The organism is Rhodococcus sp. IEGM 1409 (assembly GCF_030056735.1).
Classification (GTDB): Bacteria; Actinomycetota; Actinomycetes; order Mycobacteriales; family Mycobacteriaceae; genus Rhodococcus_F.
Window position 1 is genome coordinate 90,446 of the sequence record NZ_JASHKN010000011.1, and the last position, 25,274, is coordinate 115,719.

Consider the following 25,274-nt stretch of genomic DNA (forward strand, 5'->3'; position numbering starts at 1 on the left):
GCGCTTCACGGCACGAACTCCACACTCGACATCAGTACCCGCCCGTCGACCTCCTCGACACCGACTCGCAGACGGTAGGTTCGCGCCGAAGATTCTCCCGCTGAATTGCCGACCTGGGAAGATGCCGCGATCAGCACCACCCCCGAGTTACCGGATTCCGATGCCAGGGCTGCGGTGTCGACACGCCCGTCGGATTCGACGGCAAAATCACGGATGGACGCGACGAACGCAGATTCGCCGGACTTCAGTTCGTCGGCAAAGGTTCCCGTACTCAGCGACTGCAGCGTCTCGAGATCCTCGTCGACTGTGGCGGAGTGAACGTCGATCAGAGCGAGGGCTCCCGCGACAGCACCGTCGACGAACTCGTGACGCTGGGTCTCTCGCGCCCGGTCGGATCGAACTGCCAGACAACCGAAGACGACAACCACGCTCAGAGCCGCGAGTGCGATCCATGCCAGGGCAGTGAGAACACCGCGTTTCCCTCGGACCGGTTCCAGCACCCCGCCTCTCAGCGATTCGGCGGCGTCAGCAACTGTTGCCACGGTTCACCCTCCCCCGAATCGGAAGCAGCAGGAGCCAATTCCGTGTGTTGATAGTCGACTCCGTCTGGCCCCGTGTACAACTCGCCGGGAGCATTGGTTCCCGAGGGGACGTACGGATATGGACTCCGACAGATCTCCGGGCTCGGTGCTCGTTTGCCCGGTACCTCCATACAGGGAATGTTCCGGGATCCACGAACTGCGAAGACCGAGTTCTGTGGAACTTTGCAGTACAAGTCGGCCGGGGTGTCCGGAACACTCATCTGGGTCGGGTCTCGTCGCTGATCGGCCGGAAGGTAGCCGGTCGAGCAGGCCGCAGGGTCCTGCGCCTGGAGGTGGAAGTTGACGTTCGCGGCGCCGTCCACCTGCCCACGTTGGACGACGGTTTCCTGAGCCGCGACCAGTGGCGGCAGGATGACCAGTACTTGCTCCAACCCCGCGTTGTAGGTCAGGGCCACCTGAGCGGTGCTGGTGAAATTGGCAAGCAACACAGGCAAAGTGGGTTTCAAGCCTTGAAACAGCAAGTCGGCCTCGGTCGCAAGGCCCGGTCCGGTTTCGAGGATATTGCGCACGGATCCGTCGGCGACTTCCAACTGCCCACTGAGCTGAGCGACACTGGACGCCCACTGGCGGATCTGGTCCCCCGTCACCACCTGGGTCTGAAGGAGCGGATCCAACTGCTGTACAAGCGTCGTGGCCGGGGTTGTGGCAGCAGACATCTGATCGACGAACGAGGTGGTCGAATCCAGCAGACGGGCCAGGTCCTCTCCCCTGCCGCCGAACGCTGCCGCGGACTCGTCGATCACCGATCGCAACTTGTCCTGCGGTACGGATGCGAGCGTCGCCTGCGCCTGATCGAGGACCGGTCCGATCTCGGTCGGGATCGTGACAGCGTCGAGACCGATCACGTCTCCGTCGGCCAGAAAGGGTCCGTCAGCGGTACTCGGTTGCATGTCGACGTATTGCTCGCCGATGGCCGACACACTTCGCACCGCTACCGTCAGCTCGCTGGCGGGAACGGGAATCGCACTCTCCAAGGATAATTCGGCTCGCACATCTCCCGGAAAGAGACGCACCGACCTGACCTGACCTATGGTGTCGCCGCGATACGTCACGTTCGCGTTGCGATAGAGGCCACCGGCGTCGGGCAGTTCGACAGTCACCGTATAGCGCCCGATTCCGAGCATCGTCGGAACTCTCAGATACGAGATCGCCGCCGCGCTCATGCCTATAACCGCCAGGATCGCGAAGATCGTCAATTGCCTGCGCACCAACTTCGTGAGAATCATCGTCCACCGCCCTGGGCGGTCTGCCCTGCGCCAAGTGGGGCGGTCAAGGGATCGACCAGGATTCCGTTCTCCACCGGGGTTTGCGGCGCCCCGAACGGAGTGCCGAAGCCGAGCCCCGACTGGAGACGATTACTCGTGAGGTCGATCAACGCCCAGAGATTGGTGTAGTCGCCGCGCATTCCGTCGTCGATGGTCGTCTGGGGGAAAGGGAAGGTACTCAGGTTGCCCAAATTGTTGATCAGGTCCGGCCCCGTTTCGACCACCTTCTGCAGCGTCGATTCCAAGGAACTCAAATTGGCTTTCAGATCGTCGCGGGTCCGATCGACCAGATCGGTCCCGACGTCCCCGAACCTACCGACCGCATCGAGCGCGGTGGTCAGGCTGACGCGCTGGGCGCTCAGTTCCGCCAAGGCAGGATCGAGCGTCTCCAACGCCTGACCGAGAACATCTCTCTGGGCCGTGATTTCACCGGCGAAGACGTCGAGATTCTCCATGGTCGTGACCATCGCATCACGTTGGCGGTCGAGTGTTTCGGTCACTGTATCCATCTGACTCAGCAGGTCGCGAGCCGCATCGGTCCGTCCGCCGAGCGCCGCGTTCAGCTCCGTGGTGATGCTGTGAATCTGAGCGAGCCCACCGCCGTTGAGAACCAACGACAGTGCCGTCAACGCTTCCTCGGTGGTGGGATAGACGCCGGCCGACGCCAGGGGGATCACCGATCCCTCCGACAACCGCCCTTCCGGCTCCACGTCGGTGGGCGGCGCGAGCGCAACGTGTTTGGATCCGAGCAAGCTGGTTTGGCCGATCTTGGCCGTCGCGTTGGCCGGCAGGGACACCGAACCGTCGAGCGCGAGCGTCACCCGTGCGTGCCAGTTGTCGGTCTCGATCGCACTGATACTTCCGACTGTCACGTCGTTGACCATGACCGGAGAGTTGGGACTTATCGACGTGACGTCCGGCATCTCGATCACGACTGCGAAACTCCCCTCACCGCGCCCAGCCGCGCCTGGCAGCGAAACCGAATTCAGCCCGCTCCATTGGCAACCCGTCAGAACCAGCACGGTGCTCGCCCCCAGAGACACTGTCACCCACCGCCGGGTAGTCATCGCGGTTCCGTCGACGGCATGAGCAGTCCGGTCAGGTCAGGCGCCGGGGGCATGGTCGGAAAGCCCAAGGCAGCAGTCGGTTTCAGATCAGGCTCGCTGTACATCAACTGATCCGGTAACGCGCCGAGCGCCCTGGTCGGATTCAGGCTCAGATCCGGGTAGTTCGACTTGATCGTGTTGAGCAACGGGCCGAGGTATTCGATGCACAAATCCGCACCCTTCTTCGAGGTGTCGTTGGCCAGACCGGCGATTCCGCCGCAGATCAAGTCGATCGGATTACCCACGTTCTGAAATGCAGGCACGCCCACCATTGCGCCTTGCGCCGGTCGGTAGACGTTGTAGTAGTTCGACAATGCCGTCGGAGCCAGGTGGAGCACCTTCTCCAGCCCCGCGCGCTTGTCGACCAGCACCTGCGACACGTCGGCCAACTTCGCGACCTGCTCCGTCAGTCCAATTCGGTTCTGTTCGACAAATCGCCGCACGTCGCCGACGGCGGCGTCCAGATCGGCAAGTGCAGGGGCCAATTGCGTCCGGCTCTCGGCGAGCACACTCGTGACATTCGCCAGCCGACCTTGGAACTGGACGATCTGTTCGTCGCTTGCCGCGAGTGCGGTGGTGAAAGTCTGCAGGCCGCGGATCGTGCCGAACAGGTCGGCGCCGCCTTCGTCGAGTGTGCTCATCGCCTCCGAGAGTTCGGTCACCGAGCGTCCCAGAGCTTCACCATTGCCCGAGAGTGCAGATCCGGCACCGTCCAGGAAGTTGGCAGCAGGCCCCCGATCGTCTCCGTTCGGGCCCAACGCATCCGCGGCCCGGCCCAACTGTTCCTTGATTTGGTCCCATTCCACCGGCACGGCCGTGCGGTCGAGACCGATCTCCGCACCGTCGGCCAGCGCGTCGGCGCCGTCCGTCACCGCCGGCGTCAACTGCACGAAGCGAGCCGAGACCAGAGACTGCGCGACAATCACCGCCTTTGCGTCTCGGGCCACCGGAACCTCGCGTGCCAGTTTCAGTTCGACGAGCATCCGGTCTCCTTGCGGGGTGATGCCGGTGACGTGACCGACGTCGACTCCCACGACACGAACGTCGTCACCGACGTACAGTCCGGTAGTCGAGGTGAAGTATGCCGTCACGTTGTAGTAGCGCACGTGTTGCAGCACAACGCATCCCGATACGACGATGATCGCGACGCCGATGATCCCTGCGCCGACGGCGGCGATTCGGCGCCATTTCGACGGCAGAGGAACGTGTGCGGCACCCATCACTTGACCTCCGGAATAGGTAGCGGCGCAGGCGGAAGCCCGAACATGGCGTTGATCAAGGGTTGGGTGTACTGAGCCGGTACCAGGTTCTGGACGTACGCGTAGTAGAAGGGTCCACTGGCCACGGTGTCACCGAGCGTGCCCACGTACGTGCCGAGACCGTCGATTCCCTGGGAGAGGTTGTCCTTGTTGTTCTGCAGAATGCCGACAACCGTGTCGAGTTTGACGAGGACCGGTTTCAATTGCGCCTCGTTGTCGTGGACGAGTCCGCTCAGCTCAATCGATAATGCCGAGATGTTCGTGATCACTTCCCCCAGCGCCGCCTGTCGCCGATCCAGTTCACCCAACAGTGCGTTGCCGTCGACGAGTAGTGCATTGACCTGTGGTCCACGTTCGGCCAGCGTCCCGGCGACGTCGTTTGCATCGGACAGCAAGCCGCGCAACATCTCGTCCCGTCGATTGACGCTGTCGGAGATCCGCGCGACACCGTCGAGTGCCGGCCTCAGATTCGGCGCACTGCCGGACATCACCTGCCCCACTGCGTCGAGCGATTCGGAGAGCTGGTCGAGATCGATGTCCTCGACCGTCGTGGTGAGATCGCCGAGTACGTCGGGCAGCGAATACGCCGATCTCGTTCGCTCGACCGGGATCTCGCCACCGACCGCAATCCTTCCCGCACCGTCCACATCGAGTGACACCGCCCGCTTGCCCAGGAGGGACATCGTGGTGATCGCCGCAGACGTGCTTTCCCCCAGACCGATCGACCCGTCCAGCGTGAAGTCCACGCGCGCGAGTCCGTTCTCGACCTCGATCCGGTCCACCGTCCCGATCTTCACGCCTGCGGCATTGACCTCGTCCCCCTGAGCCAGGCCGCCGGCGTCGGCGAACAACGCGCTGCATCCGACGCCTGATTTCAAGAACTGGAGGTTCTGATACTGCAACGACGCCAGTACGACGGCCGCCGTGACGACCAATCCCACGACGCCCACTCGTACTGCCTGGTTCTGTGCCATCTCTCTCATCGGGGCGCACACCTTCCGGTCGTCTGGTCCACCAAATCGACAGTGAGCGGTGTGCCGTCTGCCCCGTCGACTTTCAGTGCGATACCGCAGAGATAGAAATTGAAGAACGATCCGTACGAGCCCACTCGGATCAACTGCCTGTAGTTCGACGGCATCGATGCGAGGATCCGATCGAGCTCACTCTGCTGGTCGATCAGCGGAGTCAGGCTTGCATCCAGTTTCGACAGGTTCCCGGCGATGTCCGGGCGAACTCCGGCGAGCAGGTCGGCGAAGGTACCCGATGCGGTGTTCACGCTGTCGACGGCGCTCCCGATCATCTCCCGATCCGCCGCGAGCCCACTGACCAGTTGCTGTAGGTGATCGAGAGTGTCACTGAACTGACCACCCCGGCTGCGCAATTCACTGAGCACGCCGTCGAGGTTGTCGATGACACGGCCGATCAGTTGGTCACGATCAGCGAGTGTGTTGGTGATCGAGCCGGTGTGCGCCAGCACCGAAGCCACAGTTCCGGACTGTCCTTGGAACATGTCGAGCAAGGACATCGACAACGCGTTGACCTGCTCCGGGTCCAGCGCTTGGAACAGCGGTCTGAAGCCGCCGAGTAACGCATCGAGATCGAGTGCCGGCGCGGTGCGATCGACAGGGATGCTCTGGCCCTCGGGTTGCGGTTCCGCGATTCCCGGGTCGTCGAGCAGTTCGAGGTATCGATTGCCCACCAGATCCTGATATCGAACAGCGGCCCTGGTCGACGTGGTCACGGTGTCACCCGAATCCACGCTGAAGCTCACGTGGGCACGATGATTCCCACCGAATTCGACCGAGCCGACGGAGCCGACCGGTACACCGGCGATGCGTACCTTGTCGCCCGCTCTGAGCCCGGAGGCGTTGACGAACTCCGCCGAGTACGACTTGGCGTCGCCGCTCCGCATCTGGCCGAACACGAGGATCAGCCCGGCGTTGACGAGGATCATCACCAGGACGAAGAGTCCGAACTTGACGGTGTACCCACGAACTTTCATCGGACCTCCGTCCCGAACAAATAGCTCATCAGATCCGGAACCGTGTTCATCGGCTGCCCACCATTCGGTTGACGCTCGGGCGCAAACGGATTCACCCCGGTGTCAGTCACCAGGTACGGCGCGTTGACGTTCGGATCACGCAATGGGAGACCCATACACTGCGGGCCACCGGTGGCCGCCACTTTGGGCAGGTCGTCGGGATAGCGGTACGGTTCGGTTCCGGCAATCAGACCTATCGACATCTTGATACCCGGTTGACCGTTGTAGGCGCCGTCGCCGATCCGCTTGCTCTCCTGCAGTCCGTGGAACATACAGGGAATCACCGGGGAGTATTCCTCGAGCAGAGCGGTCGTCGGACGTAGCAGGGAAAGGACGGTGTCGACGCCGTCGGCGTTGGCTCCCAGTACGTCCTCTCCGGTGCGGGCCAGCCCGATCACATTGAGCAGGAGGAGGTCGAGATTCTCCTGCTCGTCGAGAAAAGTGGTACCGGTGGTCGTGAGCGAGTCGAGGGTGTCCAAGAGGTCGAGAACAGCGTCGCGGTAGGTCTGAGTGACGGTCGGCAGGTCGGTCAGCACGTGATCGAGAGCCTCACGTGCAGTGTTGAATTCGGCCAATGACGTATCGGCTTGTTCGAGTGCGACACCGAGGCGCTCGCCGCGTCCTTGCAGGGCCGTCGAGAGTGCGCCCAATGTCGAATCGAGCTTGCCCGGATCCACCGTCCGGAGCACAGTGGTCAGTTTCTCGAACACAGTGTTCAACTCGACGGTCACCTGGGACGCGTCGATCGTCGCCCCGGCGGCAAGGCGCGTGTTCGCGGGCCGCTCCGGTGAGGACAGACTGACGAACTTCGCGCCGAAGGCCGTGTTCGACGTGATCGCCACATCCACGTTGGCCGGAATCGACTCGAGCGCTTCGGGATCGATCGACAACGACAGCCGTGCAGTGGCGTCGTCGCTCGGCGTGATGGACTCCACCGCGCCGACGGTCACCCCCGCCATCTTCACCCGCGCGCCGGGATCCATCACGAGCCCCGCGCGCTCCGCAATCACCGTGATCGGAACGCGGGGGACAAACGTCTGGTTGAAAGACGCGACCGACAAGGCGATGACCCCGATGATCGCCGCGGCCAAGCCGAGCGCAGCCAACTTGTAGCCGTATCTGTGCACGCAGTCCCCCTAACCGGACAGATTGAAGTTGCCGGAACCGCCGTAGAGTGCGAGTGAGACGAGCAGGGTCACCGCCACGACGCAGATAAGAGAGAGCCGAACCCCGCGGCCCACTGCGGTTCCCACGCCCGACGGACCGCCGGACGCGTTGTATCCGTAGTAGGTGTGGATCAACATCACCAGTAGTGCCATCACGAGCACCTGAACGAACGACCACGCGACGTCGACCGGATCGAGGAACGTCGTGAAGTAGTGGTCGTAGAGGCCGGACGACTGACCGAACAGGACGACCGTGGTGAACCTTCCGGCCAGAAAAGATCCGACGAGTGCCAGGGAGTACAACGGCAGAATCGCCAGCATCCCCGCAGTGACGCGTGTACTGACGACGTATGGCACCGAACTGATCGCCATCGATTCGAGGGCGTCGATCTCCTCGCTGATGCGCATGGCACCGATCTGTGCGGTCGAACCTGCGCCGATCGTGGCGGACAAGCCGATTCCCGCGATGACCGGCGCGGCGATTCGCACGTTGATGAATGCCGAGAAGAAACCGGTGAGCGCTTCGACTCCGATGTTGCCCAGCGAGCTGAAACCCTGAATCGCTATGGTGCCGCCCGAGGCTAGTGTCAAGAATCCCACGACTGCGACGGTGCCGCCGATAACCGCCAAAGCGCCTGTGCCCATGCTGATCTCGGCGACCAGTCGCAAAACTTCTTTCGGGTGCTTGCGAATTGCCCACGGGATGTGGGCGATAGCGCGCGCGAAGAAGACAGCTTGTCGCCCGACGTCGTCGATCGAGCGCGACGTCCGGGCCACCCGCGCGCGCGTGCGTCCGAACTTGCCGATTTGTGCGAGCGATTCTGACAAGGTCACCTCGATCACCCCGCCGTCAATCGGATGCCGACCGCGGTGACGATGGTGTTGACCACGAACAACGCCATGAACGCGTACACCACCGTTTCGTTCACGGCCTCCCCCACACCTTTCGGTCCACCACGTACCGACAGTCCGCGATAACAGGCCACCAATCCCGCGAGCATCCCGAACAATGCGGCTTTGACCATGGACAAAGCCACCTCGGGCAGACCTGTCAGCAAAGTGATTCCCTCGACGAACGCGCCGGGGTTGACGCCCTGGAGAAACACCGAGAATGCGTAGCCCCCGGCAATACCGATGACGCAGACAAGTCCGTTGAGCAGCAAAGCCACCACGGTCGACGCGACCACCCGCGGAATCACCAGCCGATTGATCGGATCGATCCCGAGCACCTCCATGGCGTCGATCTCTTCGCGGATCGTTCTCGATCCCAGATCGGCGGCGATGGCTGTCGCGCCGGCACCTGCCACGATCAGCACCGTCACCACCGGTCCGACCTGGGTCACGGCACCGAGCGCGGCCCCGGCGCCGCTGAGGTCGGCGGCGCCGATCTCGCGGAGCAGGATGTTGAGCGTGAAACTCACCAGGACCGTGAACGGCACGGCCACCAACACCGTCGGCACGATCGACACCCTGGCGATCATCCAGCTCTGCTCGAGAAACTCCTGCACCTGAAAGCGGGTGCGGAACAAGCCCACTGCAACATCGGCGCCCATCCGGTAGAACTGGCCGAGTTCGCGCATCGGGCCGGCAAGTGAAACTTTTCCGCTGTACATGTCAATGCCCCGAAGGACACGACGTGGAGTTGCCGTAATCGACCTTGAATTCCTTGATTCCGTTGAGCCATCCGGACGACAGTCGGCTCGGATCACCGAGTTTGCTGATGTCGGGCATGTGATCGGCGATCTTGCCGAAGATCAGGTCGACCTCCATTCGGGCCAGGTTGGCGCCGACGCAGTAGTGTGGTCCGGTTCCCCCGAATGCGAGGTGCGGGTTCGGATCTCGGGTGACGTCGAAGACGTCGGGGTTATCGAACACGGTCTCGTCGAAGTTCGCCGAGCCGTAGAGCAGTACGACGCGCTGCCCCTTCGCAATCGCAGTGCCGGCAATCTGTGTGTCCACCACTGCTGTCCGCTGCATCGACGTGAGCGGCGAAGCCCAGCGAATGATCTCGTCCGCAGCGGTGCGCGGACGTTCACGCTTGTACAGCTCCCACTGATCCGGATGTTCGAGAAACGCCATCATGCCGAGCGTCGTGGCGTTGCGCGTCGTTTCGTTGCCGGCGACAGCCAACATGATGACGAAGAAACCGAACTGTTCCGGGGTGAGTTTCTGCCCGTCGATGTCGGCATGCACCAAACGCGAGATGATGTCGTCGAGCGGTTCGTCTCGTCTCGCCTCGGCCAGTTGGTAGGCGTAGCCCAAGATCTGCGCCGACGCCATCCGGGACTCTCCGGCGAGTGACTCGTCGTCGTATCCCGTCATCTGATTCGACCAATCGTAGAGCTGACGACGCCCGTCCTGCGGTACACCGATCAGCTCCGAGATCGCTTGCATGGGTAGCTCACTGGCGACCTGGCTGACAAAATCACCGCTACCTTCCGCGACGGCGGCCGACGTTATGGCCTCCGCGCGCGCTTCGAGGCCGGCGCGCATCGCTTCCACCGACCGCGGAGTGAACAAACGCGCCACCAACTTGCGCAACTGCGTGTGCTCGGGGGCGTCCTTGTTGATCAGGACATGTTTGGTTGCCTCCAACTCCTCAGCGGAGATGTTGTCCTCATGGCGCGGAATGCAGCCGTTGACGTTGCTGGAGAACACCTCGCTGCGCAACGAGACGTCACGGACGTCTGCGTGACGAGAGACCACCCAACAACCACCGTCGTGAAATCCGCCGGTGCCCGGTTCCTGCGCGTTCCACCAGACCGGAGCGCACCGTCGTAGTTCGGCGAATTCGGCAAGCGGGACACGCTCGCCGTACAGATGGGGGTCGGTCACGTCGAACCCGTCGGGAAGGTCGATCTCAGGCATTGCAGGTGCTCCTTTACGGATGGGTGCCGGGTGCGGCGTGCGAGCGCTAGTCGATCCGGTGGGCAGGGTCTCGGCTTTGCGAGTACTCCTTTGCCCACCGGTAGTCGGGCTTGCCGCTCGGCGCTCGAACAACGTCGTCGGCGATCCAGAAGGAACGCGGAATCTTGTAGCCGGCAAGCTGACTGCGGGCGTGTTTCTCGATGGATTCGAAATCCGGTTCCACACCGTTGCGGATGCGGAGCACAGCCGCCACTCGATTGCCCCACCGCTCGTCGGCAACGCCGATCACTGTCGCGTCGTAGATGTCGGGATGGGCCTTCACCACTGCTTCGACTTCTTCCACGAAGACCTTCTCGCCGCCGGTGTTGACCACCATGTTTCCCCGTCCGAGGAGGGTGACCGAGCCGTCGTCCTCGATCCGCGCCCGGTCTCCGGTCACCACTGCCCGTGCGCCGTTCACCTCGCGGAATATCTCGGCCGACTTCACCGGATCCTTGTAGTAGCCGAGTGGGACGTTACCGAGTTTCGCCAACCATCCTTCGGCGCCCGAGCCCGGCTCCAACACTCGGTTGTCGTCGTCGACGACGACAGTGAATCTGTTGGCTCCCACTTTGGGACCACCGCGCTGCTCGAGACCTTTGGTTGCGAATCCGATTCCGCCGAAGCCTGTTTCGGAGGAACCGACCGAATCGGAGATCATCAGATTCGGAAATACGTCGAAGAACGCGTCTTTGACCGAACCGGAGAAGAGTGCGGCGCCGGACGCGAGTACAGCCAGGCTCGACGCATCCGGTTGCAATTCGCGATGGGCTTCGACCAGTGGCCGACCCATAGCGTCACCGGTGATTACCATGACCTGCGGCCGGTACTCGGCGACGACCTGCCAGACGTGTGCGGCATCGAATTTGGGTTCGAAGATGACGGTGTTCCCCGAGAACAGCGCATTGAACGTCGGCATCAACGCGGACGTGTGGATCAGCGGTGGAAGCATGCACCACCGCATAGGTTCGGCTGCCGCGGCGCCACCGCGCGACTGTTGGTACTCGTCGGCGATCGGCTCTCCCGAATAGAAGTCGTAGCCGCCGGCCAACACGCGCCAGATGTCTTCCTGACGCCAGACGACGCCTTTCGGTCGTCCGGTGGTTCCGCCCGTGTAGAGAACGTAGACATCGTCGCCGGAGCGCTCCGGAAATGCGTGTTCACCTGTACGAAGCGGGGATTGGTCACCGAGGGCGTCGTCGTACGCCACTGCCACCGGAACCGACGGTTCATTCCCGAGAGCGAGTTCGTCGGGCACCTCGATGACGTGCTTCACCCGCACTGTGGACACCAAGGCTTCAGCGACCCGTTCGGCGAAACCACGATGGAAAACCAACGCCTCGAGATCCGCGTTCTCGTACAGGTAGACTAATTCGTCGCTCGTGTAGCGGTAGTTCACCGTAATGGGAACCCCGCGGATCTTGAAGGCCGCGAGGACTGCGACCATCGCCTCGATCGAGTTGTGCAGGTGAATGCCGATGTGCGAACCGACACCCAGCCCGACGGACTGGAAGTAATGCGCCAATTGGTTCGCCCGCTCGTCGAGCTCACGGTAAGTCACCTCCTCACCGGAAACGATCAGCGCGAGGCGATCGGGCATCGCGTCGACAGAATGCTCGAACAGGTCCGCGAACGTGTAGGCCATTGGTTGAGTCCTTCGGGTTCGGTCACTCAGACGACGAAGAGAGGCAAGGGAATTCCGCGATCTTCGAACACGAAGGCCGCGCCGGTACTGACCTTCGTAATGGCGACTTCGACGCATTCCGGAGCTGGAGCTTCCGTGATGTCCACGGCCAGAAGGAGTCCCGCGGGATCTTCGGCCACCACTCTCACGGTGAAGTGCGGATTCACTCCGCGAACCAACGCCTGGAGGGCATCGAGATGCCCGCTGTCCACCAAGGTCGGCCAACCGCCGTCGCGGTCGACAAGACCTTCGCGCGAGATCCACAGCTCCAGAGCGTCGCCGTCGGGTCGAATCTCGCTCTCCACGTACTGCTTCGGATTCAGCAAGGGGTGCACGGACAGGACCAACGCCAGCGATTCCAGAGTCGAAGGAAGCCCGAGCGCATCTCGGATGCGCTGTGCGGCTACTCCTGCGATTCCCGTGAGTTGCTTCCGTGTGATGTCGCGCGCCTTGTCCTCATCGGCACGACGGCGAACCGCGGCCAGAAAACCCAACGCCAACAAGTGATGCTGCACGCAGATCTCCTCTGCGATACGAACCAAGGCCGAACGTGAGAAGTCGGAGAACCTCAGGTCCGACAACAGCGGCCCCGAATAGTCCGACCTACCGTCCCCGCCGTGATCGATCGGGCTCAGCTCGACCGTCACCGCTTCAGTGCGTCCGATCTGCTCGGTGTGTGCGGTCATCACGGGAGGTGTGTGTGACGGGTCGATGACAACGGTCCAGGCGCAGTGCGGATGTCGGTCCGCGGGTCTACGCGGTGGTCGGTGAATCGGGCGGATCTGGGCGTGCGGGTTGGTCGCGATGGCAGTCGCATCAAAGGTCGGGTCCTCGATGTCGTGGCACATCGAAGTGACGAACTCGTCGCCCAACGGTTCGACGTCCATGAGCGCTCCGCAATGATCGAGCCAGAATTCACCGTGCAGCGGATCGTCGACCCGGTATCGAAAGTCCATGAACTGTGGCGGCGCGCCGATGTCGAGTTGTAGCCCTTTGAAAATCGTCACGACGTCGTCGCCCTCATATCCGAGGGCCTTCTGCATGCGGCGGGTGTACCAGGGACTGGCCGATTCCCACTCCTCGACGGCCACCTGCACCATTCCTTCGCGGCCGAACTCGACGATCAGATGCGCCATGCCCGAGCGGTCGATGAGCTGCCCACACAGGAGCAACTCGGGCACCAGCGCGGCAAGGTCGCGCTGCGAGAGTGTCTCGAAGGAATCGCGCACCGACATCGGACTCACCACAGCGGAACCGGCGCGGTTCCCACGGGATACCAGCCCGGTAGCGGGTCGCCAGAGATCGATCGCTGGATCCGCCCCTGCATCCCCTTCGAGAGTGCGTTGTTGCTGATCATCTCCATGAACAGTGCCGACACGTTCCCGAAGTCGAAGAAGTCACGCTGCCAGGACCATTGGAAATCCCCGCCGTAGCGGAACCAACTTCCGCCGATACCGTAGACGGAGTAATTGCTCCCGTCTTCACGCTTGGCGTCGGAAATCTGCTTCCACAAACCGATGACGTTGCCGCTTCGTTCGTCGATGACGAAGTCTTGATACGGGTACTCCCAGCCTTCGAGGCCCTTCATCTCGAGACCGAGCGCGACTTCGCGAATTTCCTCGCGCCCCACCGCCATGAAATCCTGCTTGGGACCGTAGTTCCAGCCGTACGTGGCATCCTCGGTGTACATGTCCGCCAATGGCTTCCAATCGCCGGCGGCTTCGGCCTTCTTGTTCGCCTCGATCCAGCGTTGGACCATCTCGTCGAGCTCTGCGCGGTCGAAACCGGTCATCTGAACTTCCTCCCTCGAGTACGTGAATTCGCTGCAATCAGTCGACAATTCGCTGTGATCAGTCGACAATTCTCAGTGCGCCGGTCGGGCAATACCTGACTGCCATCTCGGCTTCACCGCGGAGCGACTCGGGTGGGTCGGAGTCCAGAAGACTGACCTTCCCTCGCTTCGGAACGACGAAGATCTCCGGTGCTTCCAGTTCGCATGCCGCATGGCCTTGACACAGGTCGAGGTCGACTTCGACGTGCATGATCACCCCTCACTCCCCGAACTCGTTCGGCGGCGGTACCTCACGGCGCACGGCTGCTGCAGCTGGACGACCATCTTGCTGTGATCGTTTCGGTAGGACTCCGACGGTTGCGCCATCTCGAACTCGAAGTCCCGCAGCAAGATCGAGAAGATCGCCTTGAGCTGCATCTGAGCGAAGGCGGCGCCGACGCAGCGATGCCGGCCGGCTCCGAACGGAATCCACGTCCAGCGGTTGACGATGTCCTCTTGATTCGGGTCGATGTACCTCCCGGGATCGAAGGTGTCCGGGCGCGGGAAGTCCTCGGCAATTCGATTGGAGATCGCGGGTGTCGCGGCGACAAGATGGCCTTCTCGGATCTCGAAGCCTCCCACTTCGAAATCTCCACGCGCCACTCGCAACAGGATGATCAACGGCGGATGCAGTCGAAGGGTTTCCTTGACCACTGCCTCGAGAACCGGAATCTGTCGCAAGGCATGGAAACTGATGTCAGCTCCGTCGGAGTACAGGTTGTCGAGTTCGTCGACCACGTCCGACATGGTGTCGGGGTGCCGCAACATTTCGATCAGCGACCACGCTGCGGTACCGGAAGTCGTGTGATGGCCTGCAAACATCATCGAGATGAAGATGCCGGTGATCTCGTCTGCGCTGAATCGCAGGTCGCCGCTCTCGTCCTTGACCGAGACCAACACGTCCAACATGTCACGGTCCTCCTTGCCGTGCGGAGGATTCGCGATCCGGCCGTTCATGATCTCCTGCACCAGAGCAACCAACGCCAATCGGGCCTCGTCGCGACGCCGAAAGCTCTCTATCGGCGCGTACGGATCCACGAAAGCCAAAGCGTCCGTTCCCTGTTCGAGCTCGTGATACAGCTTGGCAAAACGGTCGTCGAGTTCGTCGCGAAACTTCTTGCCGATCAGGCACGCCGACGACGTGTAGATGGTCAGCTCGGCGAAGAAGTCGAGCAGATCGATCTCACCTTCGTCTCCCCACCGCGCGACCATCGCCTCGACCTCGCGGCCGATCGTGGCGGCGTGCCCACGCATCTGTTCACCGCGCAGTGCCGAGTTGTGCAGCATCTCCTTACGCCGCTCCGGGCTGGCATCGAAGACCACGCCCTCACCGAAGATCGGCTTCATGAACGGGTACGCAGCTTGCTGGTCGAGATCTTCGTCGGTGGAGCGGAAAAAGAACTCGTTTGCCTCGGCTCCGGACAACAGGATCACGGTGCGGTCGGCAAGTTGAAAGGCGCCGACGTCACCGCATTCTTCGCGCACCCTGCGCATCAGCGCTATCGGGTCGGTTCTCAGTTCCTCGAGATGCCCGTGTGGGAGGTCCCCCCCGGACACCCGCGGTGGCTCGGGCAGTGTTCGCGACGTCTCCTGCACTCCGTGCGTCATGTCGTCTCCTGTGAGTTCGCAGTGGGAAGTTTGTCCAGTGGTGCCTCAGGCTGAACTTCGACGAGCACGATGTGAGCCCCGCGCGGCGCCGACACGACTGCGACGATGGCATTGGCGATGTCCGAGGCACGCAGAAAGTAGCCGTGGCGGGCAAACCCCCACTTGATCCACGATTCCCCGACCGGCCCGATGATCTCGGGCGTCGTGTCCATCCCCATGCCGGTCAGTGTGGGACCGGGTCGCACGATCGAAGCGCGAATACCTGTTCCCTCCAGTTCCATTCGCATCTGGCGTCCCATGGCTTCGAGTCCGGCTTTGGCTGCGTCGTAAGCACCCATGAGCGGCCGCTGGCGTTCAGCGCAGTCCGAGCCGATCAGGACGAAGTCACCCCGCTGACGTTGACGCATACCGGGGAGAACGCGGTGCGCCAATCGCTGCGCGCCAACGAGGTGGACTTGAATCTGCCGGAGAAACGCCTCGGGATCCATCTCGTCCGCGGCACCGAATTCGAGGTCACCGGCACCGGAGACGACGATCTCGGTGGGACCGTGCACCGCCTCTGCTGCCGAGACGAATCCGTCCACCGAATCACCGTCGGTGACGTCGAGGAAGTGTGCGTAGGCCTCGCCGCCGTTACTGCGGATCTTCTCGGCAATGGCCTCGCACTCTGCAAGTCGACGCGCACCGAGCGCAACGGGGTGGCCGAGTTCAGCCAGGGCATACGCGGTGGCGGTACCGATTCCCGACGACGCACCACTGATCAGTGCCGGCCGGCGAACCGGGTTGGGTTCGAAACGAGGCATCAGCGCACCTGCACTTTCACGGGTAGGGCCGCAAAGCCCCGAACATTGGTCGAATGAACACGTTCGATTCCGGACTCGTCGACCTCGTAGCTGCTGACCCGGCGGCCGAATTCTGCGAGCGCAATCTTGGCTTCGAGCTTTGCGAGGTGGGCGCCGAGGCAAAAGTGAACGCCGCCACCGAAACTGGCAAGCTTGCCGGACGAGCTTCGACCGATCTGGAAGCTGTCCGCGTCTTCGAACACGTCCGCATCACGATTGGCCGAACCGATCAGGAGCAATACCTTCTCTCCAGCGGGAATGGTGCGCCCGTGATATTCGAGGTCGACAACACTCGTTCTCGCCACGATCTGGCTCGACGTGTCGTAGCGGAGGGTCTCTTCCACCCACTCCGAGGCTCGTTCGGGATCGTCGAGCACGGGTGTGATCTGTGCGCGGTGGTGCGAGCCCCAGTACAGCGCGTTTCCGAGAAGCTTGGTCGTGGTTTCGTTTCCCGCCACCACCATCAAGAACATGAACCCGAGGATCTCCTGATCCGAGAGCTTGTCTCCGTCGATCTCGGCGTCGAGCAACGCCGAGGTCAGATCGTCCGTCCGCGCGCGCCGACGCTGCGCGATCATGTCCTTGTAGTAGCCCATCAGGCTGATCGAGGCTTCCACCGCTGGTTGCGGGACGTCGAGGACACCCGCCTCCCGATGTACCACCAGGTCCGCCTTACGCCGCAGTTCGGCTCGATCGGGTTCGGGGACTCCCATGAGCTCGGAGATGACGTCCATCGGCAGCTTTCCCGCCACCTCCGTGATCCAGTCGAACTCCCCCGCGTCGAGCGCGGGTATCAGGTGTTGCTTCGTGAGTTCGAGTATCCGACCGTCGAGTTCTGCAACCCGTCGCGGTGTGAATCCGCGAGAGACCAACTGGCGCAACCGCATATGACGAGGGTCGTCCATCGCGAGAAACGACATCACATAGTGTGCGTGTGGCCCGTATGCCGCGGGATCGAGAGACACTCCGTTTGCGCTCGACAGGCGCTTGTTGTCCTTGAACCCCTCGACCACGTCCGTATACCGCGACAACGCCCAAAAGCCCACGTCCGGATTGTGATAGAGCGGGGATTCCTCGCGCAGACGCTTGTACGTCGGATACGGATCGTCGTGAAAATGGTAGTCGTACGGGTTGAAGACCACCGGATCGATCAAAGCTTCTGTCATGATTTCTCCAGGATCAGTAGTGCGGATGCCTCGAGGCGTCCGGCAATTTGCGCGTAGGTTCCGTACCCGATGCCTGCACGCAGAAGCGCTCCCGCATAGAGCATTTCGAGCGCTTCCAATACTTCGGGCTCACCATTCGGATCCAACGCCGAGGCGAGTCTGCGGTGGATCTCGAACCCGATCCGGCCGCGCAGATGTTCCACTTCCGGATCGGTACCGAGCAGGGCGTTGGTCACGGCAGCAGACACCTCCGGTTCGTCCGCGAGAAGCAGCGCGATGTTGCGAAGCACAGACAGCACGTGCGCGGTGCGATCCAGCCCGGCACCGTCGGGCGCCGACGACCCCTGCAGTCTTCGCCAGAAGACCTCTGCGACCAGATGCTCCTTGGACGCGAAGTACGTGTAGGCGGTGGCAGTTCCCACGCCGGCCTCGGCCGCAACCGAACGGATACTCAGACCGGAAAACTCCTGTTCGCGTAGAACTTTCACGGTTGCTTCGGCCAGTCTGGCTACTGTCTCCGCCTGTTTGCCCGTGAGGCGCCGACGGGTGGATTCGTAGACAACCGATCCTCCGCCGCTTCGCTCGCCCCGTTTGCTGGACACGTGTCTGGACGTTACTACAGCACCGTGTCCAGGGCAACGAAACGGCGAAACTCCGAAAATTCATCGCCGGCAGGCAGCAGCGAGGAAAAGTTCTACTACAGACCGATCTTCATCCCGGCACCCGCGTCGACACGCAGTTGCTGACCAGTCACGAAACGCGACTCGTCAGAAGACAGGTACACCACCGCATGCGAGATGTCCGCGGGCTCGACCCATGGGGTCGGCATCGCCTGCATGAACGGGAACGTCACTGCCACATCCTCGGCGGTCGGATTCTCGAGATCAGGACGGAACGTCCGGTACATCGGCATGCTCTGCAACATGTCGGTGTTCACGTTCGTCGGGTGAATCGCGTTGACCCGAATGGAGCTCGGCCCGAGGGTCAGCGCCAACGAACTGGTATAGGCCTGAATCAGCTTCTTGGCCAGGCCGTATCCGTCTCCTCCCGGACCCTGGAGCGCTTGCTGACCGTTGAATCCGGTCTGCGGCACCAGGCCGGCGACAGATCCGATCGCGATGATCGAAGCCCCTTCGCCGAGGTACTCCATCGACGCGTGCACTGTGTTGACCACGCCGAGAAAGTTCACGTCGAACGCGTCGACAAAACCTGCGGTGGACACATGCTTGCCGAGCGGACAGATACCGGCATTCGCCACGACGACATGCAGTCCGCCCAACTGGCTCACCGCCTCCGCCAGGGCCGTTTGGAGTCCGGCGCGATCGCGGACGTCGACCCGGGCCGTCACCACCTGCTGCCCGGTCTCTTTCACCAGTCGGGCGGTCTCCTCGAGATCGGCAGGACTGGCGAGTGGGTACTCGTTACTGGCGATGTCGGCACACAGGTCGAAGGCGATGACGTGCGCGCCCTCGCGTGCCAGATGGACGGCATGACTGCGCCCCTGACCTCGCGCAGCGCCGGTCACCAGCACCACTTTTCCGTCAACTCTGTTCATTCGACTACTCCTCTGCGGGTATGGACGGTGTGGTGAACCGTAGCGGCGCCTCACCGGACATGAGGCGCTTTCGTCGAGGCCGATCCACCGACTCTCAAACAGCTGGGCCCGAAATCTCTTATGCCCCAAAAACCATTGCCTCAATCCCAAGTGTGAACTAGAGTCCAGACACATGTCCAGAAAGAGAGGGCTCGCGTTATGACGATTCGACCCGCAGACAGTTCTGCACTTCTCGTCGACGGAAAGCTGGTCCCCGGATCCGGCGGAACCTTCGAGGTTTTCAACCCGGCAACCGAGGAACTGATCGGCCGCGCTGCCGAAGGCACCGCCGCGGACATGGACGCGGCCATCGCCGCCGCGCGCCGTGCATTCGACGGCACCGAGTGGGCACGCGATCACGAATTTCGCGCTCGCTGCCTGCGCCAACTGTGCGATGCACTCCAGTCGCACATCGAAGAACTACGTGAGATCACTGTGGCCGAAGTGGGCGCGCCCGTCATGCTGACGAGCGGCCCACAACTCGAGGGCCCGATCGAAGATCTTCGCTACTGGGCCGACCTGATCGAATCCTATGCGTGGGAACAAGATCTCGGCCACGCGTCACCCATGGGCATACCCACCCATCGCCGACTACTCAAGGAAGCAGTCGGCGTCGTAGGTGCGATCACGCCGTGGAACTTCCCGCACCAGATCAATTTCGCCAAACTCGGTCCCGCCCTCGCAGCCGGCAACACCATCGTTCTCAAACCCGCACCGGACACACCCTGGTGCGCTGCGCTGGTCGCCAAGGTGATCGCCGAAGAAACCGAGATCCCCGCCGGAGTCGTCAACGTAGTGACGTCCACGGATCATTCACTCGGCGCACAATTGTGCAGCGACCCGCGAGTCGATCTGGTGTCCTTCACCGGTTCCACCGCCACCGGACGCGCGGTCATGGGCTCTGCCGCCCAGACACTCAAGAAAGTCTTCCTCGAACTCGGGGGCAAGTCGGCATTCATCGTCCTCGACGACGCGGACATCAAGGGTGCATGCTCGGTTGCTGCGTTCTCCGTCTGCGTTCACGCCGGTCAGGGCTGCGCGCTCAGTACCAGGCTTCTGGTGCCGCGCAGTCGGTACGACGATGCTCTGGCTGCGGCGTCCACAGCGATGGCCGGTATTCGGGCAGGTGACCCCAGCGCCCGCGGAACGGTGTGCGGTCCGGTCATCTCGGCGCGCCAGCGCGAGAGGGTGGAGAGCTATCTCGCGCTCGCCGCCGAAGAGGGCGGTACGTTCGTCACGGGTGGTGGGCGTCCTGCCAGTCACAAAAGGGGTTTCTTCGTCGAGCCCACTCTCATTGCCGGGCTGGACAACTCGTCGCGGGTAGCGCAAGAGGAAATATTCGGACCCGTCCTCGTGATCATTCCCTACGACAACGACGACGACGCCATCCGGATCGCCAACGATTCGCCCTACGGACTGTCCGGGTCGGTGTGGGGCACCGATCCCGATCGCATCGCGCACGTCGTAGCGGGTGTCAGAACCGGAACGCTGAGCGTCAACGGCGGCGTCTGGTACTCGGCCGACGCACCGTTCGGTGGCTACAAACAATCCGGGATCGGCCGCGAAATGGGTCTCGCAGGTTTCGAGGAATACCTCGAAACCAAGCTCGTCGCTTCACCTTCCTGACATTAACACCCTCCATCACCGCAGATCATCACCACGAAAGTAGGACGACATGGGACGTTTCGACGGTCGCACTGCGATAGTCACCGGCGCGGCGCAGGGCATCGGGGAGGCGTACGCTCGCGCGTTGGCCGCGGAGGGCGCCAACGTGGTGATCGCCGACCTCAATCGCGAACTCGGCGAAGCTGTCGCAAAACAGGTCACCGCGGACGGAGGGCGCGCGGTCTTCAAGGACGTCGACGTTGCCGACGGCGAATCGACTGCGGCACTTGCCGAGTTCACGATCGAGCAGTTCGGCAGCATCGAGCATCTGGTGAACAACGCTGCCATCTACGGCGGAATGAAGATCGATTCCCTGTTGACCGTCGACTGGGACTACTACCGAAAGTTCATGAGCGTCAACATGGACGGCGCTTTGCAGGTGTGCCGCGCCGTCGTACCTCACATGCGAGAAAAGGGTGGCTCGATCGTCAACCAGTCCTCCACGGCAGCCTGGCTGTACTCGAACTACTACGGACTCGCGAAAGCCGGGGTCAACAGCCTGACGCAACAGCTCGCGACCGAACTCGGCTGGTCGAACATCCGCATCAACGCCATAGCTCCCGGTCCCATCGACACCGAGGCGACTCGAACCGTCACCCCCGGCAACATCGTCAAGGACATGGTCAAGCGAATACCGCTGCAGCGCATGGGAACGCCTGAGGATCTTGTCGGAATGTGCCTGTTCCTCCTCTCGGACGACGCGGGCTGGGTGACCGGGCAGATCTTCAACGTCGACGGCGGGCAGGTGTACCGGTCGTGACGGAATCCGCTTCTGAGCCCCCTTCCTTGAAGCCCCGCCTGGGGTACATCGGTCTGGGCAACATGGGTGCGCCCATGGCAACGCGCCTCCTGGACTGGCCGGGCGGGCTGGTGGTGTGTGATGCCCGCCCCGAAGCGCTCGAGCCGTTCACCACCGCGGGTGCAGGCGCAGCATCGACGCCCGCCGAGGTGGCCGCGCGCGCGAGCATCATCTCCGTCACGGTGCTCGACGACGCGCAGGTCCGCGACGTTGTCGACGGGCCGCACGGGATCCTGACGACTGCCCAGCCAGGAACCGTCGTCGCGATTCACTCGACCATCTCGGACACCACGGCGGTGGAACTCGCTCGTATCTGCAAAGGGCGCGGTGTTCTGCTGATAGACGCGCCGATCAGTGGCGGTGCGGGCGGTGCCGCCCAGGGCAGGTTGGCGGTGATGATCGGTGGATCAGAGGAGGCGTTCGAGGCCGTCCGTGAGCCATTCGGATCCTGGGCCGAGCTGGTGGTTCATGCCGGTGATGTCGGCGCAGGAACTCGAATGAAACTCGCACGCAACCTTCTTCATTTCGTCTCGTTCACCGCCACGACCGAGGCTGCGCGACTAGCCGAGGCCGCAGGACTGAATCTTCGCACGCTCGGGAAGATCGTCAGGCATACCGATGCCATCACCGGTGGCGCCGGCGCGATCATGCTTCGCGACACCACTGCACCGGTCTCGGAGGGTGATCCGTGGTTCTCGATACTGCAGCACGTTCGCAATCTCGGGGAGAAGGACTTGGCCTTGGCCATCGACCTCGGTGAGCGGCTGAGTCTCGAACTGCCGCTCGCGCACCTTGCACTCTCCGGACTCGGCGTCGGACTCGGCGTCGGAAACGGGGAGGGGGACGGGGACGGCGAACCTTCACCGGCATCTACGACACGGGAGCACGCATGACCGACACCAGCCACATGACCGACACCAGCGGAGCCGAAGGAAGCCGCAGCTCCGAGACCCGCGCTCGCGGCGTCGCGAAGATGAACGAGGTGTACGGCTGGGAACTCCCCGCTGATGTTCCCGGTGATTTCTTCGCGGTGACCGCCGACCATCTCTTCGCCGATATCTGGACACGACCGGGGCTGTCGGTGCGTGATCGGCGACTGCTGCTGATCGGCGCCATCACCGCCCAGGGGCAGAGCGAGGTCGCAAAGATCCAGATCAACGCTGCTCTCCACAACGAAGAGTTGACCGAGCAGCAGTTCGAAGAGGCCGCGATCTTCCTGTGCCACTATGTCGGCTGGCCGCTTGCCACCGGCCTCAACAACGCGCTGATCGCCGTGAAGGCCGACCGCCGCAAAGCCGCACGCGCCAAGGAGAAGGCTGCCGCGGATTCCGCGAAAACGGACACCGACTGAACCGTCGATCGAGATACTGAAATCAACCCACCGAAGAACGAAGGACCCGAATCCATGGCCGAGGCCAGCTCAATCCGTCCGCAGTCCGCAGCAAGCATCGAGCGGTGGCACTTCGAGGCTGACGTTGTCGTCGCCGGTTACGGCATCGCCGGAGTGAGTGCTTCGATCGAGGCGGCCCGGGCGGGCGCCGACGTGCTGGTGCTCGAACGCACGAGTGGATGGGGCGGCGCGGCGGCGTTGGCCGGCGGGTTCATCTATTTGGGCGGCGGAACCCCGTTGCAGCAGGCGCTCGGGTTCGAGGACTCCCCCGCGAACATGAAGTCGTTCATGATGGCCGCGCTCGGTCCCGGCGCGGACGAGGAGAAGATCACCGACTACTGCGAAGGCAGCGTCGAACACTACAACTGGCTCGTCGACAACGGCGTGCCGTTCAAGGAAAGTTTCTATGGCCAACCGGGTTGGGAAACGCCTTTCGACGACGGTCTCATGTATTCCGGCGGCGAGAACTCTGCACCGTTCAACACGATCGCGACACCGGCCCCTCGTGGTCACGTTCCGCAGATGAGCGGCAAACGCACCGGAGAGAAGGGCGGCGGCTTCATGTTGATGAAGCCGTTGATCGAGACAGCCGAAAGCCTGGGCGTACGGGCCGAATACGACATGCGGGTGCAGCGCTTGGTCGTCGACGACGATCGAGTCGTCGGCATCATCGCCAAGCAGTACGGCAAAGAAGTGGCGGTCCGAGCACGCACGGGCGTCGTACTGGCGACGGGGAGCTTCGCCTACAACGAATCGATGATCCAGTCGTACGCTCCGAGACTGATCGGTCGGCCCGGCGCAGCCATCGAGGAGCATGACGGCAAGGCGATCCAGATGGCGCAGGCCCTCGGCGCCGACCTCGCTCACATGGACGCAACCGAGGTGGCATTCTTCGGCGACCCCCAGTTGATGATCCGCGGCATTCTTGTCAACGGACGCGGACAGCGCTACGTCAACGAGGACACGTACCCGGGAAGGATCGGGCAGGAAACATTGCTACGCAACGAGAATCAGGCCTACTTGATCATCGACGAAGCTTCCTACGAAGAGGGTTGCGCCGCAGACAGTTCCACACCGTTCTTCAGGTTTCAGCCCAAGTGGGTGGCCGAAACCGTCGAGGAACTCGAATCCGACATGGGTCTGCCGGAGGGCACGCTGCAGTCGACCGTGGAGGTCTACAACCGCCACGCGGCCCGTGGTGAAGACCCGGTACTCGGCAAGAAGAAGGAGTGGGTCAAGCCGATCGGCTCGCCCGTCGCGGCGCTCGACCTTCGCAACTTCACCGCCGGATTCACACTCGGAGGACTTCGCACATCGATCAACTCGGAGGTCCTGCACGTCTCGGGCGAGCCGATACCCGGGCTTTTTGCCGCCGGCCGCTGCACTGCCGGTGTCTGCGCCGGCGGTTATGCCTCAGGCACGTCCCTCGGTGACGGCAGCTTCTACGGTCGACGCGCCGGAATCAGCGCTGCCAAAGGCTGAGCGCCTGTTCTCAAATGTCAGCGAGAGCGTCCTCGCTGCGACGTTCGAGGAACAACGTGTCACGCCACCGCCCACCCAGTTGAGCGATACGCGACCGAGTCCCGACGATTCGGAACCCGACGGCCTGGTGCAGCGCGACACTCGCCCGGTTCTCCGGAAAGATCGACGACTGCACGGTCCAGATCTCGCTGGCGTCGGCGGCCTGCACCTGTTGGCGAAGCAGCAGCTTGCCGACCCCGCGACCGCGAGCGCCGCTGCCGACGTAGATGGAGTTCTCGGCGACCCCGCGGTAGCAGTCGCGCGAGGACACCGGGCTCAGGCTCGCCCAGCCTTCGACGCGTCCGTCGATTTCTGCGACCCATCGATGATCAGGCAACCATTGCGCGTCGAGCTTCTCGGCGGATGGCACCGACGTGGTGAAGGTCGCGTTTCCGGTGTCGATTCCCTCGCGGTAGATCGACCGCACGGCGTCCCAGTCACCCGACTCCATGCGGCGCAGAACCACATCGGAGGGAAGCAGCCCCAAGGTGTCGCTGACCGGACCGCGCGCAGCCAGGACGGCAGCCGCTGCCATCAGATCTGAGTACGCGGTTCCGGCAACACTGACAACCGAGTTGCCCTCGCGCATCGTCACCTCGACGAAGCCGACGTCGCTCAACGCCTTGAGGTGAGCACCCAGGGCGGACAGTTCGAGTGATGCAGCGCGTGCAATCGCGTCGACCTCTATCGGGCCGGCAGCTGCAAGTCGAAGCACTCGCAACCGCGTCGGGTCACCCAGGCACGCAAACCTGCGCGCAAGTACATCGGTGTCGAGGTGCGCGAGTGTATCTGAACTCATCTGGCGACTATAACGCCGCTGACCTGCAG

25 protein-coding genes are annotated in these 25,274 nt (G+C 62.7%); 5 read left to right on the top strand and 20 right to left on the bottom strand.

The features are described from left to right. Nucleotides 1-5 precede the first annotated feature (5 nt). The 19 genes from QM716_RS24755 to QM716_RS24845 all read right to left on the bottom strand — a co-directional run bounded on the left by QM716_RS24755 (nt 6) and on the right by QM716_RS24845 (nt 19,032). On the bottom strand, nt 6-542 hold the full coding sequence (locus QM716_RS24755) for an Rv1363c family protein (protein ID WP_283306790.1): 537 nt from the start codon (nt 540-542) through the stop codon (nt 6-8). Next, the gene (locus tag QM716_RS24760) at nt 509-1,828 is read right to left on the bottom strand and encodes an MCE family protein (protein WP_283306791.1); all 1,320 of its coding nucleotides are present in this window, start codon (nt 1,826-1,828) and stop codon (nt 509-511) included. Before QM716_RS24760 ends, QM716_RS24755 begins: the two co-directional genes overlap by 34 nt. Next, nucleotides 1,825-2,934 carry an MCE family protein gene (locus QM716_RS24765; protein WP_283306792.1) on the bottom strand — a complete coding sequence of 370 codons (1,110 nt, stop codon included), beginning with the start codon at nt 2,932-2,934 and terminating at the stop codon, nt 1,825-1,827. Before QM716_RS24765 ends, QM716_RS24760 begins: the two co-directional genes overlap by 4 nt. Further along, entirely contained in the window at nt 2,931-4,193 is a 1,263-nt protein-coding gene (locus QM716_RS24770) for an MCE family protein (protein ID WP_283306793.1), read from the bottom strand. Before QM716_RS24770 ends, QM716_RS24765 begins: the two co-directional genes overlap by 4 nt. Next, entirely contained in the window at nt 4,193-5,215 is a 1,023-nt protein-coding gene (locus QM716_RS24775; RefSeq protein WP_283306794.1) for an MCE family protein, read from the bottom strand. Before QM716_RS24775 ends, QM716_RS24770 begins: the two co-directional genes overlap by 1 nt. Then, entirely contained in the window at nt 5,212-6,234 is a 1,023-nt protein-coding gene (locus tag QM716_RS24780; protein ID WP_283306795.1) for an MCE family protein, read from the bottom strand. Before QM716_RS24780 ends, QM716_RS24775 begins: the two co-directional genes overlap by 4 nt. Continuing rightward, entirely contained in the window at nt 6,231-7,400 is a 1,170-nt protein-coding gene (locus tag QM716_RS24785) for an MCE family protein (RefSeq protein ID WP_283306796.1), read from the bottom strand. Before QM716_RS24785 ends, QM716_RS24780 begins: the two co-directional genes overlap by 4 nt. A gap of 9 nt (nt 7,401-7,409) precedes the next feature. Next, the gene (locus QM716_RS24790) at nt 7,410-8,282 is read right to left on the bottom strand and encodes an MlaE family ABC transporter permease (protein WP_283306797.1); all 873 of its coding nucleotides are present in this window, start codon (nt 8,280-8,282) and stop codon (nt 7,410-7,412) included. After that, a complete protein-coding gene (locus QM716_RS24795; protein WP_283306798.1) occupies nt 8,279-9,052 on the bottom strand; it encodes an MlaE family ABC transporter permease in 774 nt (257 codons plus the stop codon). Before QM716_RS24795 ends, QM716_RS24790 begins: the two co-directional genes overlap by 4 nt. 1 nt (nt 9,053) lies before the next feature. Next, a complete protein-coding gene (locus QM716_RS24800; RefSeq protein WP_283306800.1) occupies nt 9,054-10,307 on the bottom strand; it encodes a cytochrome P450 in 1,254 nt (417 codons plus the stop codon). A 46-nt stretch (nt 10,308-10,353) separates the two neighbouring features. Beyond that, on the bottom strand, nt 10,354-11,991 hold the full coding sequence (locus tag QM716_RS24805) for an acyl-CoA synthetase (protein ID WP_283306801.1): 1,638 nt from the start codon (nt 11,989-11,991) through the stop codon (nt 10,354-10,356). Nucleotides 11,992-12,017: 26 nt separating this feature from the next. Next, nucleotides 12,018-13,265 carry a hypothetical protein gene (locus QM716_RS24810; protein ID WP_283306802.1) on the bottom strand — a complete coding sequence of 416 codons (1,248 nt, stop codon included), beginning with the start codon at nt 13,263-13,265 and terminating at the stop codon, nt 12,018-12,020. 5 nt (nt 13,266-13,270) lie between these two features. Continuing rightward, on the bottom strand, nt 13,271-13,822 hold the full coding sequence (locus tag QM716_RS24815; protein ID WP_283306803.1) for a Cif family virulence factor: 552 nt from the start codon (nt 13,820-13,822) through the stop codon (nt 13,271-13,273). Nucleotides 13,823-13,880: 58 nt separating this feature from the next. Further along, nucleotides 13,881-14,072, bottom strand: coding sequence for a ferredoxin (locus QM716_RS24820; protein WP_020907945.1), 192 nt, complete (start codon nt 14,070-14,072; stop codon nt 13,881-13,883). A 2-nt stretch (nt 14,073-14,074) separates the two neighbouring features. Beyond that, entirely contained in the window at nt 14,075-15,469 is a 1,395-nt protein-coding gene (cyp51, locus tag QM716_RS24825) for a lanosterol 14-alpha demethylase (protein ID WP_283306804.1), read from the bottom strand. Continuing rightward, on the bottom strand, nt 15,466-16,272 hold the full coding sequence (locus QM716_RS24830) for an SDR family oxidoreductase (protein WP_283306805.1): 807 nt from the start codon (nt 16,270-16,272) through the stop codon (nt 15,466-15,468). Before QM716_RS24830 ends, cyp51 begins: the two co-directional genes overlap by 4 nt. Continuing rightward, nucleotides 16,272-17,477: a cytochrome P450 gene (locus tag QM716_RS24835; protein WP_283306807.1), complete on the bottom strand. Its 1,206-nt coding sequence runs from the start codon at nt 17,475-17,477 to the stop codon at nt 16,272-16,274. Before QM716_RS24835 ends, QM716_RS24830 begins: the two co-directional genes overlap by 1 nt. After that, nucleotides 17,474-18,079: a TetR/AcrR family transcriptional regulator gene (locus tag QM716_RS24840; protein ID WP_283306808.1), complete on the bottom strand. Its 606-nt coding sequence runs from the start codon at nt 18,077-18,079 to the stop codon at nt 17,474-17,476. The genes QM716_RS24835 and QM716_RS24840 overlap by 4 nt, the downstream gene beginning before the upstream one ends. Nucleotides 18,080-18,174: 95 nt before the next feature. Next, nucleotides 18,175-19,032: a mycofactocin-coupled SDR family oxidoreductase gene (locus QM716_RS24845; protein WP_283306810.1), complete on the bottom strand. Its 858-nt coding sequence runs from the start codon at nt 19,030-19,032 to the stop codon at nt 18,175-18,177. 198 nt (nt 19,033-19,230) lie between these two features. Between QM716_RS24845 and QM716_RS24850 the strand changes: the two genes are divergently transcribed. The 5 genes from QM716_RS24850 to QM716_RS24870 are packed head-to-tail and all read left to right on the top strand — an operon-like array spanning nt 19,231 to nt 24,407. Further along, nucleotides 19,231-20,697, top strand: coding sequence for an aldehyde dehydrogenase (locus tag QM716_RS24850; protein WP_283306811.1), 1,467 nt, complete (start codon nt 19,231-19,233; stop codon nt 20,695-20,697). A gap of 49 nt (nt 20,698-20,746) precedes the next feature. Further along, nucleotides 20,747-21,496: an SDR family oxidoreductase gene (locus QM716_RS24855; protein ID WP_283306813.1), complete on the top strand. Its 750-nt coding sequence runs from the start codon at nt 20,747-20,749 to the stop codon at nt 21,494-21,496. A 26-nt stretch (nt 21,497-21,522) separates the two neighbouring features. Beyond that, nucleotides 21,523-22,428, top strand: coding sequence for an NAD(P)-dependent oxidoreductase (locus QM716_RS24860; protein WP_502942141.1), 906 nt, complete (start codon nt 21,523-21,525; stop codon nt 22,426-22,428). After that, complete coding sequence (locus QM716_RS24865; protein ID WP_283306815.1) at nt 22,425-22,886, top strand: carboxymuconolactone decarboxylase family protein; 462 nt, start codon at nt 22,425-22,427, stop codon at nt 22,884-22,886. Before QM716_RS24860 ends, QM716_RS24865 begins: the two co-directional genes overlap by 4 nt. Before the next feature lie 54 nt (nt 22,887-22,940). Further along, complete coding sequence (locus QM716_RS24870) at nt 22,941-24,407, top strand: FAD-dependent oxidoreductase (RefSeq protein ID WP_283306816.1); 1,467 nt, start codon at nt 22,941-22,943, stop codon at nt 24,405-24,407. Nucleotides 24,408-24,417: 10 nt separating this feature from the next. Here the strand turns inward: QM716_RS24870 and QM716_RS24875 are convergent, their stop codons facing one another. Next, nucleotides 24,418-25,245 carry a helix-turn-helix domain-containing GNAT family N-acetyltransferase gene (locus QM716_RS24875; RefSeq protein ID WP_283306817.1) on the bottom strand — a complete coding sequence of 276 codons (828 nt, stop codon included), beginning with the start codon at nt 25,243-25,245 and terminating at the stop codon, nt 24,418-24,420. Nucleotides 25,246-25,274 lie beyond the last annotated feature (29 nt).

Bases quoted from the DNA above. Each gene is read 5' to 3' on its own strand.
- QM716_RS24760 (WP_283306791.1), bottom strand. From the start codon at position 1,828: ATGATTCTCACGAAGTTGGTGCGCAGGCAATTGACGATCTTCGCGATC.
- QM716_RS24765 (WP_283306792.1), bottom strand. From the start codon at position 2,934: ATGACTACCCGGCGGTGGGTGACAGTGTCTCTGGGGGCGAGCACCGTG.
- QM716_RS24770 (WP_283306793.1), bottom strand. From the start codon at position 4,193: ATGGGTGCCGCACACGTTCCTCTGCCGTCGAAATGGCGCCGAATCGCC.
- QM716_RS24775 (WP_283306794.1), bottom strand. From the start codon at position 5,215: ATGAGAGAGATGGCACAGAACCAGGCAGTACGAGTGGGCGTCGTGGGA.
- QM716_RS24780 (WP_283306795.1), bottom strand. From the start codon at position 6,234: ATGAAAGTTCGTGGGTACACCGTCAAGTTCGGACTCTTCGTCCTGGTG.
- QM716_RS24795 (WP_283306798.1), bottom strand. From the start codon at position 9,052: ATGTACAGCGGAAAAGTTTCACTTGCCGGCCCGATGCGCGAACTCGGC.
- QM716_RS24800 (WP_283306800.1), bottom strand. From the start codon at position 10,307: ATGCCTGAGATCGACCTTCCCGACGGGTTCGACGTGACCGACCCCCAT.
- QM716_RS24805 (WP_283306801.1), bottom strand. From the start codon at position 11,991: ATGGCCTACACGTTCGCGGACCTGTTCGAGCATTCTGTCGACGCGATG.
- QM716_RS24810 (WP_283306802.1), bottom strand. From the start codon at position 13,265: ATGTCGGTGCGCGATTCCTTCGAGACACTCTCGCAGCGCGACCTTGCC.
- QM716_RS24815 (WP_283306803.1), bottom strand. From the start codon at position 13,822: ATGACCGGTTTCGACCGCGCAGAGCTCGACGAGATGGTCCAACGCTGG.
- QM716_RS24820 (WP_020907945.1), bottom strand. From the start codon at position 14,072: ATGCACGTCGAAGTCGACCTCGACCTGTGTCAAGGCCATGCGGCATGC.
- cyp51 (WP_283306804.1), bottom strand. From the start codon at position 15,469: ATGACGCACGGAGTGCAGGAGACGTCGCGAACACTGCCCGAGCCACCG.
- QM716_RS24830 (WP_283306805.1), bottom strand. From the start codon at position 16,272: ATGCCTCGTTTCGAACCCAACCCGGTTCGCCGGCCGGCACTGATCAGT.
- QM716_RS24835 (WP_283306807.1), bottom strand. From the start codon at position 17,477: ATGACAGAAGCTTTGATCGATCCGGTGGTCTTCAACCCGTACGACTAC.
- QM716_RS24845 (WP_283306810.1), bottom strand. From the start codon at position 19,032: ATGAACAGAGTTGACGGAAAAGTGGTGCTGGTGACCGGCGCTGCGCGA.
- QM716_RS24850 (WP_283306811.1), top strand. From the start codon at position 19,231: ATGACGATTCGACCCGCAGACAGTTCTGCACTTCTCGTCGACGGAAAG.
- QM716_RS24855 (WP_283306813.1), top strand. From the start codon at position 20,747: ATGGGACGTTTCGACGGTCGCACTGCGATAGTCACCGGCGCGGCGCAG.
- QM716_RS24865 (WP_283306815.1), top strand. From the start codon at position 22,425: ATGACCGACACCAGCCACATGACCGACACCAGCGGAGCCGAAGGAAGC.
- QM716_RS24870 (WP_283306816.1), top strand. From the start codon at position 22,941: ATGGCCGAGGCCAGCTCAATCCGTCCGCAGTCCGCAGCAAGCATCGAG.
- QM716_RS24875 (WP_283306817.1), bottom strand. From the start codon at position 25,245: ATGAGTTCAGATACACTCGCGCACCTCGACACCGATGTACTTGCGCGC.